This window comes from Colwellia sp. 5_MG-2023, assembly GCF_030547795.1.
Taxonomy (GTDB): Bacteria; Pseudomonadota; Gammaproteobacteria; order Enterobacterales; family Alteromonadaceae; genus Colwellia.
This window is the reverse complement of record NZ_JAUOPW010000047.1, coordinates 1-8,113: the sequence shown is the minus strand read 5'-3', so window position 1 is coordinate 8,113 and position 8,113 is coordinate 1. Positions and strand designations below refer to the sequence as shown.

Here is an 8,113-nt window from a genome sequence, read left to right as displayed (position 1 = left end):
TTTTATTCCTCAACTCAAACACAACTTAATAAAATGAAATTGGTACAATTTCTAAGTCTAGCTCTAGCTGATAAAAGCAAATTTTTAACCCTAACTGTTGCTGCCATTAAGCGAGGGAGGAGTTCAAGTAAATTGTTGTCAGCCTTTGTGCAATCTATTCTGCAGTCATAAGCTCTGTTATCACTAATAATACCCTGTTCTAATGTTCGTTATTTAGTTAAATAATATGATTAATTGCTTGATAAAGTTTATGTTTAATAAAGCTTACAGCAATTCTATATAGTTAAATGGTCTTGATAAACTAATAAGCAATGCAATACACTAGAAAAAACATAATAATAAATAAGTGTTATTTATAATTTAACCACTAATGCACTAGGAAACAATAATGTCAGATCTTCGTCAACAAGCACTTGATTACCATTCTTTACCAACGCCAGGAAAAATTAGCGTAGCATTAACTACGGCAGCGGAAACGAGTGAAGATTTATCACTAGCTTATAGTCCAGGAGTTGCAGAGCCAGTAAGAGCAATAGCAGATAATCCTGACGATGTTTATAAATACACTGCAAAGGGAAATACTGTCGCTGTTATCACTAATGGCACTGCCATTTTAGGCTTAGGCAATTTAGGTGCAATGGCATCAAAGCCAGTGATGGAAGGTAAGTCATTATTATTTAAACGTTTTGCTAATATTGACTCTTTTGATATTGAAGTAAAACATAAAACGGTTGAAGAGTTTGTTAATACGGTAGCGAATATTGCTGATACCTTTGGTGGTATTAACCTCGAAGATATTAAGGCACCAGAATGTTTTGCTATTGAAAAAGCATTAATTGAGCGTTGTAAAATTCCTGTGTTTCATGATGATCAGCATGGCACTGCTATTGTAACTGCAGCAGGCATGATGAATGCTTTGGATATTCAAGGTAAAGATATCAATCAAGCAAATATTGTCTGTTTAGGTGCTGGTGCTGCCGCGATTGCTTGTATGGAATTGTTGATTAAGTGTGGTGCACAACGAGAAAAAATTTATATGTTAGACACTAAGGGTGTTATACATTCGCGCCGTGATGATTTAAATGAGTATAAAAAGCTATTTGCTAATAACACTGACAAACGTACTTTAGAAGATGCTATTACTGGTGCTGATGTATTTGTTGGTGTTTCTGGTCCTAATTTATTATCACAAGAGCAAGTTAAATTAATGGCACCTAAACCTGTTATTTTTGCTTGTTCAAATCCTGATCCTGAAATTAAACCTGAAGATGCACTCGCTGCTAGAGAGGATCTGATCATTGCTACGGGGCGAAGTGATTATCCAAACCAAGTAAACAATGTTCTATGCTTTCCATTCATTTTCCGTGGTGCGTTAGATGTTCGTGCTCGTACTATTAATGATGAAATGAAAATTGCCGCTGTACATGCTATTCGTACGTTGGCGAAAGAACCTGTTCCTAATGAAGTGTTAATTGCGAGTGGTGAAAAAGAATTAAGTTTTGGTAAAGATTATATTATTCCAAAACCAATGGATTCACGTTTGTTAGCGACTGTTGCTAGAGCTGTCGCACAAGCGGCGATTGATTCTGGTGTCGCTGCTTTACCTATGCCAAAAAATTATATGCTTTAATTCATCTGGCTTTTAATTAAGAGGGGGGGGAGATATAAATTATATCTCCCCCCTTTTTTTTAAGAAAAACAATCATGACTGCTTTAATAAGGGCAGTTAGTTAGCAATTTTATGTGTTTGGCAATTTATAGGTTGCTGTAAGATAGTTAACATTGGTTGTTCATTCAAAAATTGCACTTGATATAAATACTGGTAATCATCTTCTGTTAATGGTGCTATTTTTTGTTGGGCTAAAAAGCCTGCTAAGACGGGGGTAGTATTACTATGGCCAACAATAAGGGCATTCATTCTATCTTGTTGTAATTGGTTAGATAGTTTCTTTAAATCATTTGGGTTGTAATTTTTGATTGTTAGTTGCTGTAATCTAGCTGTCGGCGCTGCAGTTTGCATCGTTCTTTGATATTTTGTGCTATATATTGCAGATATGTTGGTTTTCGCTAAGATTTTAGCTAATTGGTGAGCACGTTGATTACCACATTCACTTAAATTTGGATCTGCAGACTTATCCAATTTCTCTGCGTGTCGCACTAGATAAATACTATAATTCTCAGCAACAACACTGAAGCAGCTAAATAATATTAAGCTTGTCATAAAAAACATTTTATTAGTCATTGCCATTTCTTACGAGATTAATTTTTGTGTGTTATTTTCAATAATCTAGATCACTAGTTACTTAATAGACAGCGATAAGTTACATAACTCAATTTATAAGCTATGTAACTACAGTAATTACCCATTTAGTAAATGGATTAAAATAATCTATTTAATCCATTTAATGCTGCAACACGAAATGCTTCAGCCATTGTTGGGTAGTTAAAGGTTGTATTTACGAAATACTCAATAGTATTACCACCATTGGTTTGTTGCATGATCGCTTGACCAATGTGAATGATTTCAGCAGCATTTTCCCCAAAGCAATGTATACCTAAGATTTCTTTAGTTTCACGATGAAAAAGAATTTTTAAAGAGCCAACTAGGCTATTGGTGATCTGTGCTCTAGCTAAATGCTTGAATTGTGCTCTACCAACTTCATAAGGTATTTTAGCTTCCGTTAACTCTTGCTCGGTTTTACCAACGGAGCTGATTTCAGGAATGGTATAAATACCTGTAGGAATATCAGCTATTAACATCGCTGTGCTTTGATGATCAATCATAGCCGATGCTGCTAATCTACCTTGATCGTAAGCAGCACTAGCTAAACTTGGGTAACCAATAACATCACCAACAGCATAAATATTATCTACGTGTGTTTGATATTTGTTATTTACTTTTAATTGTCCACGTCCATCTACTTTTAAGCCGGCATTCTCTAATTTTAAATCAGCCGTGTTGCCTGTACGGCCATTAGCAAATAACAGGCAATCAGCTCGCATTTTTTTACCTGATTCTAAATATACAATGACGGATTGCTCTGTGGTTTCAACACGCTTTATTTGTTCACCATGCCTAATAACTACACCGTTATTCCATAAGTGATAACTTAAAGCATCAGATATTTCATCATCTAAGAAGGATAAGAGTCGTTCACGTGTGTTAATTAAATCTACTTTTACACTCAGGCCACGAAAAATTGATGCGTATTCACTACCTATAACACCAGCCCCATAGATAATTATAGAACGAGGCTCATGTTTAAGTGAAAGAATAGTATCTGAGTCATACACTCGTGGATGATTAAAATCAATATCATCAGGTCTGTAAGGATGTGAGCCGGTAGCAATGACAATTTTTTCTGCGTTAATCTTTTCTATTGAACCATCTTTTTTTATAACTTGGATGGTATTAGTATCAATGAAAGAAGCATCACCAGTGATTAGTTCAACTTGGTTACGATCATAAAATCCACTGCGGAGTTGTACTTGTTTACTTATAACTGAAGAGGCATGATTTAAGATTTCTGCACAGGTTAAACGCTTCGCTTTATTGTGGCCACGAAATAATGGGCTAGCATTATACTCTGTTAATCGACTAACGCTTTGACGTAATGCTTTAGAAGGTATTGTACCCCAGTGAGTACAGCCACCACCAACGTCTTTATAACGTTCAATAATAGCGACCTTTCTATTTTTTTTGGAAAGTTCCATTGCGGCACCTTCGCCACCAGGACCCGTACCGATAATGATTACATCATAATCAAATGTTTTTTCACTCGTTGATTTCGTTGTATTAGCTTTAGCCAAAAGATTTTCCTCAAACCCTGATTATATTCCTTATGAAAATATTAGCAGGATTTAGGGAAAATGGTAATCAATTGATTTGTATTTTATTGATTATTATGTGAGTTTTGCAGTGAGGCTGTGCCAATTCTTTTGTTGTTCAATCAATTTAATTTTCAATTCTTTATATTGTTTCATCAATTCAGACTTTTCAACATCTGCTAATACTTGCTCACGCTTTTCTGTTAGCAGTGTTTTTCGTACTTGATAATAATCATTGAGTTTACTAATCAATAAGTCATATTCTTGTTGAAGGTGTAAAATAGCTTGCTCCGCATTAGGTAATCGAGTTAATTTGTCTTTGCTACGTTTTAGGGTCATAGCTAGACGCATCTTTTCAATTTTATCTTCTGGGCTGGTGCGTAATTTTGTCGTCAACCCTAACCACTGACAACTTTTAATTAGCCATTTTGTGGGGTCGAATTGCCACCAACGAATACCATTTCGGTAATCATTTTCAAATATATGATGATAATTATGATAGCCTTCGCCAAAGGTAAGTAATGCTAACAAACCATTATCTCTTGCAGTGTTTTTATCAGTATAAGTCTGTTTTCCCCAAATATGGGCTAACGAATTAATAAAAAATGTCGTGTGATGACTTAACACTAATCGTAGGAAGCCAACTAATAGAATACTATTAAGAATATCTCCGTGCCATAAACCAAATGCGATTGGCACGCCAAGGTTCATCATAATAGTCAGTAATAAATAATGCTTATGTTGCCACATTACTATTTTGTCTTTTTGTAGATCTCGAACATTATTGTAATCACTATAACGATGAGCTTGATACTCTCGGCACATCCATCCTATATGTGAATACCAAAAGCCTTTTTTGGCTGAATAAGGGTCTTTATCATTGTTATCGACATGTTTGTGATGAACTCTATGATCTGAAGACCAATGTAAGATACTATTTTGTAATGCAAATGCGCCGCCTAAAGCAAAAATGAAACGTAAACTTGAATGTGCTTGGTAGGTTTTGTGTGACCATAAACGATGATAACCAGCGGTGATTGACATACCACAATAAATAAAACAGATTAAAGCAAATACTAATTCTGTATTGTCAAAGCCTGTGGTCATGGCTCTATAAGGAACTGCAATTATAGCGACTAAAAAGGTGACTATAAAAATAACGACGTTGAGCCATACAATCTGGGGTTTTTTCATTTTATCTCGCTGTTCTTAACTAATATTTCATATGAATTTAAGTGTACACGTGTACGCTATTGTTATAGTTTAGCGTACACGTTGAACCAGTCAAGTCTAATTAATATATTTTTACTCGGGTTAGTAAACTGATATTATGCGTTTGTTATAATATGCTCACCTAGAATACTTTATAAAGAGGAAAGCCATGAGTGGTATTCGTGCCCAGCAAAAAGAAAAAACACGTAGGTTGTTGATTGATGCCGCTTTAAATCAATTAAGTGCTGAGCGTAGTTTTTCCAGTTTAAGTTTAAGGGAAGTAGCAAAAGAGGCCGGTCTTGCACCAACTTCATTTTATCGACATTTTAGTGATATGGATGAACTTGGCTTAACATTAGTAGATGAGGCAGGTTTAACATTAAGGCAGTTAATGCGCCAAGCCCGCCAACGTATTGCGAAAGGTGGCTCAGTTATCCAAATATCTGTTGAGACATTTATGGAGCTAATAGAAAGTAACGGTAATGTTTTTCGATTATTACTAAGAGAACGCTCAGGTACTTCAGCGGCTTTTCGAGCCGCGGTAATTCGGGAAATTCGTTATTTCACCATGGAACTTTGTGATTATTTACAACACGCAAAGAATTTAGATACAGAAGTTGCTTATATGCAAGCTAATGCAGCGGTCACTATCGTTTTTAGTGCAGGTTCCGATGCATTAGATATGGACGATAAATCAGAAAGAGCGCAATTATCGAAACAGACTATTCAACAACTTCGATTTATTGCTCGTGGTGCTGCTGAACTTAGTGATAGACGTAAAATATCAAAAAAAAACAAATAAATAACTAAGTTCGCAACAGATGAAATTTTGTTTCAACCCTTTTAAGTTTGAAAGGTCACTTCTTTAAACTATTTTCTTGTTAACACCATACCTACTTCAATATGTGAGGTATAGGGAAATTGATCAAACAAAGCAAATTTCTCAATGGTGTGTGTTTTCGTTAAGTCAATTAAGTTTTCTTTTAATGTATTAGGGTTGCAAGAAATATATATAATCGTATTAAAACGGCTTACGAGCTCAACACTGTCTTTGTCGAGTCCTGCACGAGGTGGATCAACTAATACTGTATCGTAATTGTATGTGGTTAAATCGAATCCTTCTAGGCGTCTGAATTTACGTTCACCGTTCATGGCTTGACTAAACTCTTCACTCGACATACGCACAATATTTATATTATCAATATTATTAGCTGTTATATTTACCTGTGCGGATTTTACCGAAGTTTTTGATATTTCAGTACCTAAAACACGTGCAAAATTTTGCGCTAAGGCAATACTAAAATTTCCATTACCACAGTAAAGCTCTATTAAATCTCCACCAGCGTTGACTGTCGCTTTTTGAGCCCATAGCAGCATTTGTTCATTTACACTCCCGTTTGGTTGGGTAAAACTATTTTCAACTTGTTGATAGATAAACTTCTTATCACCAACCCTTAAAGACTCCATCACATAATCTTTATCAAGGATGATTTTCTGTTTTTTCGCCCGACCAATTATATCGACGGGAGCTATTTTTGATAATTGAACTTTTAGCTCTGTTGCTGCTTTTTCCCAGGTAGGCTCTAAAGGTTTATGGTAAAGCATACTAATAAGGAGCTCACCACTTAACGTTGAAAGAAAGTCAACTTGGAATAGTTTGTACCGTAGCTCTTTAATATCTTTAATTGCAATTAATAAAGCTTTCATAGCCTGATTTATTAATTGACTGGCCACAGGAAAATCATCAACACGGAACTTTTCTTTAGTTTCACTGTTAAACATTATGTAATAGAGATCATCGCCCTGGTGCCAGACTCTAAACTCAGCACGTAAACGATAATTCAACGGCTTTGATGGAAATATTTCTGCAGAGGGGAGATTATTAAAGCAAGAAAATAGAGCGGTCATTTCTTGATTTTTCTCTGACAATTGCTGTTCATAATTATCGGGATGAATATGACTAAACATAAATGCTTACCTTATTGTTTACTTATTAGAGGCTACTGGTATGAGCTAGGATACTCAGTTATTTTGATAAACTTGAGTATTGAAGTGCGCAATTTTAGCGTGAGATTAGGTTTTGTCTAGTATAGAGTGAATATTTGTTTAGGTTTATCCCATTGTCGTTAGGAGAAATTTAATATCGTGCCTTTTAACTAAGAAAGATAAAAGTCATAAATCATATCAACAAAGCGATAGGGCAGTTATATCGAAGACAACAATTAAGTCGATTTTACGGTAATAAAAAACCCGATAGTAATCGGGTTTTAGTTTTAAGCTTTAATGCAGAGTTAACGCTATGAGGCTTAGTCCTTTGTTTCAACTCTTTCAGGACGCTCTTTTGCTTCTCTAACTTTTAAAGTACGTTGCTCAAATTCAGCATCATTTAATGCTGTAATTGCTTTTTCTAAATCACTTGCAGACATCTCTACAAAACCAAATCCTCTACGTTTACCGGTATGTTTGTCTTTCATCAATCTTACTGATTCGACATGACCGTATGTAGAAAACAGTTCTCTTACTGCTGTCTCATTGGCGCGATAAGGCAAATTACCAACATAGAGTGTTTTTAAATCGTTGGTATTATTTTCAGTATCAGATGAAACACTTGGGTTGTCTTTACTAGCAGGAGAGTTAATAAGTGAAGCAATAAGTAAACTGACAAAAACAAAGACAGCAATAAGTAAAGGTGTAACAGCTGATATATAACTAAAAACTAAAAAAGCAATAATAGCGAAAATGGCTGCTATAACTATTGCTGAGATATTCGGAGACTTCATAATGGATACCTAATTATTATTTTAATATTAATTTATAAGAACAAAATGTAAATTTACATTTCTATGTTACTCACCTTTTGTCATTGTGCAACTATATTAGTGTAAAAAACATTCAAGATAGCAATTAATAACGATAAATTGGATGAAATGAAAACATTTAGCTCGATTTATCTGCGAACAAGCAAAACTTTACAAAAAATCCTTGACCCTTTTTTAAAAATCTCTACAATGCGCTCCAGTTCCAAGGGGTTCAGGCAAAACGAATCATCAACGGGCTGTTTTAATAAGTTATC

Annotated in this window: 7 protein-coding genes; 2 read left to right on the top strand and 5 right to left on the bottom strand. The window is 35.0% G+C overall.

What is annotated here, in order from left to right:
- The first annotated feature begins 388 nt into the window (after positions 1 to 388).
- Positions 389 to 1,630, top strand: coding sequence for a malic enzyme-like NAD(P)-binding protein (locus Q4496_RS17635; protein ID WP_215972953.1), 1,242 nt, complete (start codon positions 389 to 391; stop codon positions 1,628 to 1,630).
- A 96-nt stretch (positions 1,631 to 1,726) separates the two neighbouring features.
- Here the strand turns inward: Q4496_RS17635 and Q4496_RS17630 are convergent, their stop codons facing one another.
- The 3 genes from Q4496_RS17630 to Q4496_RS17620 form a co-directional block, all read right to left on the bottom strand.
- Positions 1,727 to 2,242, bottom strand: coding sequence for a histidine phosphatase family protein (locus Q4496_RS17630; protein ID WP_303603165.1), 516 nt, complete (start codon positions 2,240 to 2,242; stop codon positions 1,727 to 1,729).
- 137 nt (positions 2,243 to 2,379) lie between these two features.
- Positions 2,380 to 3,810 (bottom strand): Si-specific NAD(P)(+) transhydrogenase, encoded by a 1,431-nt coding sequence (sthA, locus tag Q4496_RS17625; protein ID WP_215972954.1) that lies wholly within the window; start codon positions 3,808 to 3,810, stop codon positions 2,380 to 2,382.
- A 93-nt stretch (positions 3,811 to 3,903) separates the two neighbouring features.
- Entirely contained in the window at positions 3,904 to 5,022 is a 1,119-nt protein-coding gene (locus tag Q4496_RS17620) for a fatty acid desaturase (RefSeq protein WP_215972955.1), read from the bottom strand.
- A gap of 187 nt (positions 5,023 to 5,209) precedes the next feature.
- Between Q4496_RS17620 and fabR the strand changes: the two genes are divergently transcribed.
- The gene (gene fabR, locus Q4496_RS17615) at positions 5,210 to 5,842 is read left to right on the top strand and encodes an HTH-type transcriptional repressor FabR (protein WP_303610949.1); all 633 of its coding nucleotides are present in this window, start codon (positions 5,210 to 5,212) and stop codon (positions 5,840 to 5,842) included.
- Positions 5,843 to 5,910: 68 nt separating this feature from the next.
- Here the strand turns inward: fabR and trmA are convergent, their stop codons facing one another.
- Together trmA and Q4496_RS17605 are read right to left on the bottom strand one after the other, a co-directional pair.
- On the bottom strand, positions 5,911 to 7,008 hold the full coding sequence (trmA, locus tag Q4496_RS17610) for a tRNA (uridine(54)-C5)-methyltransferase TrmA (protein ID WP_215972957.1): 1,098 nt from the start codon (positions 7,006 to 7,008) through the stop codon (positions 5,911 to 5,913).
- Between the two features lie 338 nt (positions 7,009 to 7,346).
- A complete protein-coding gene (locus tag Q4496_RS17605; RefSeq protein ID WP_303603162.1) occupies positions 7,347 to 7,820 on the bottom strand; it encodes an RNA-binding protein in 474 nt (157 codons plus the stop codon).
- Between the last annotated feature and the right edge of the window lie 293 nt (positions 7,821 to 8,113).

What these genes read in the sequence shown, in the direction of transcription:
- Q4496_RS17635 (WP_215972953.1), top strand. Translation starts at nt 389, where the DNA reads ATGTCAGATCTTCGTCAACAAGCACTTGATTACCATTCTTTACCAACG.
- fabR (WP_303610949.1), top strand. Translation starts at nt 5,210, where the DNA reads ATGAGTGGTATTCGTGCCCAGCAAAAAGAAAAAACACGTAGGTTGTTG.
- trmA (WP_215972957.1), bottom strand. Translation starts at nt 7,008, where the DNA reads ATGTTTAGTCATATTCATCCCGATAATTATGAACAGCAATTGTCAGAG.
- Q4496_RS17620 (WP_215972955.1), bottom strand. Translation starts at nt 5,022, where the DNA reads ATGAAAAAACCCCAGATTGTATGGCTCAACGTCGTTATTTTTATAGTC.
- Q4496_RS17630 (WP_303603165.1), bottom strand. Translation starts at nt 2,242, where the DNA reads ATGACTAATAAAATGTTTTTTATGACAAGCTTAATATTATTTAGCTGC.
- Q4496_RS17605 (WP_303603162.1), bottom strand. Translation starts at nt 7,820, where the DNA reads ATGAAGTCTCCGAATATCTCAGCAATAGTTATAGCAGCCATTTTCGCT.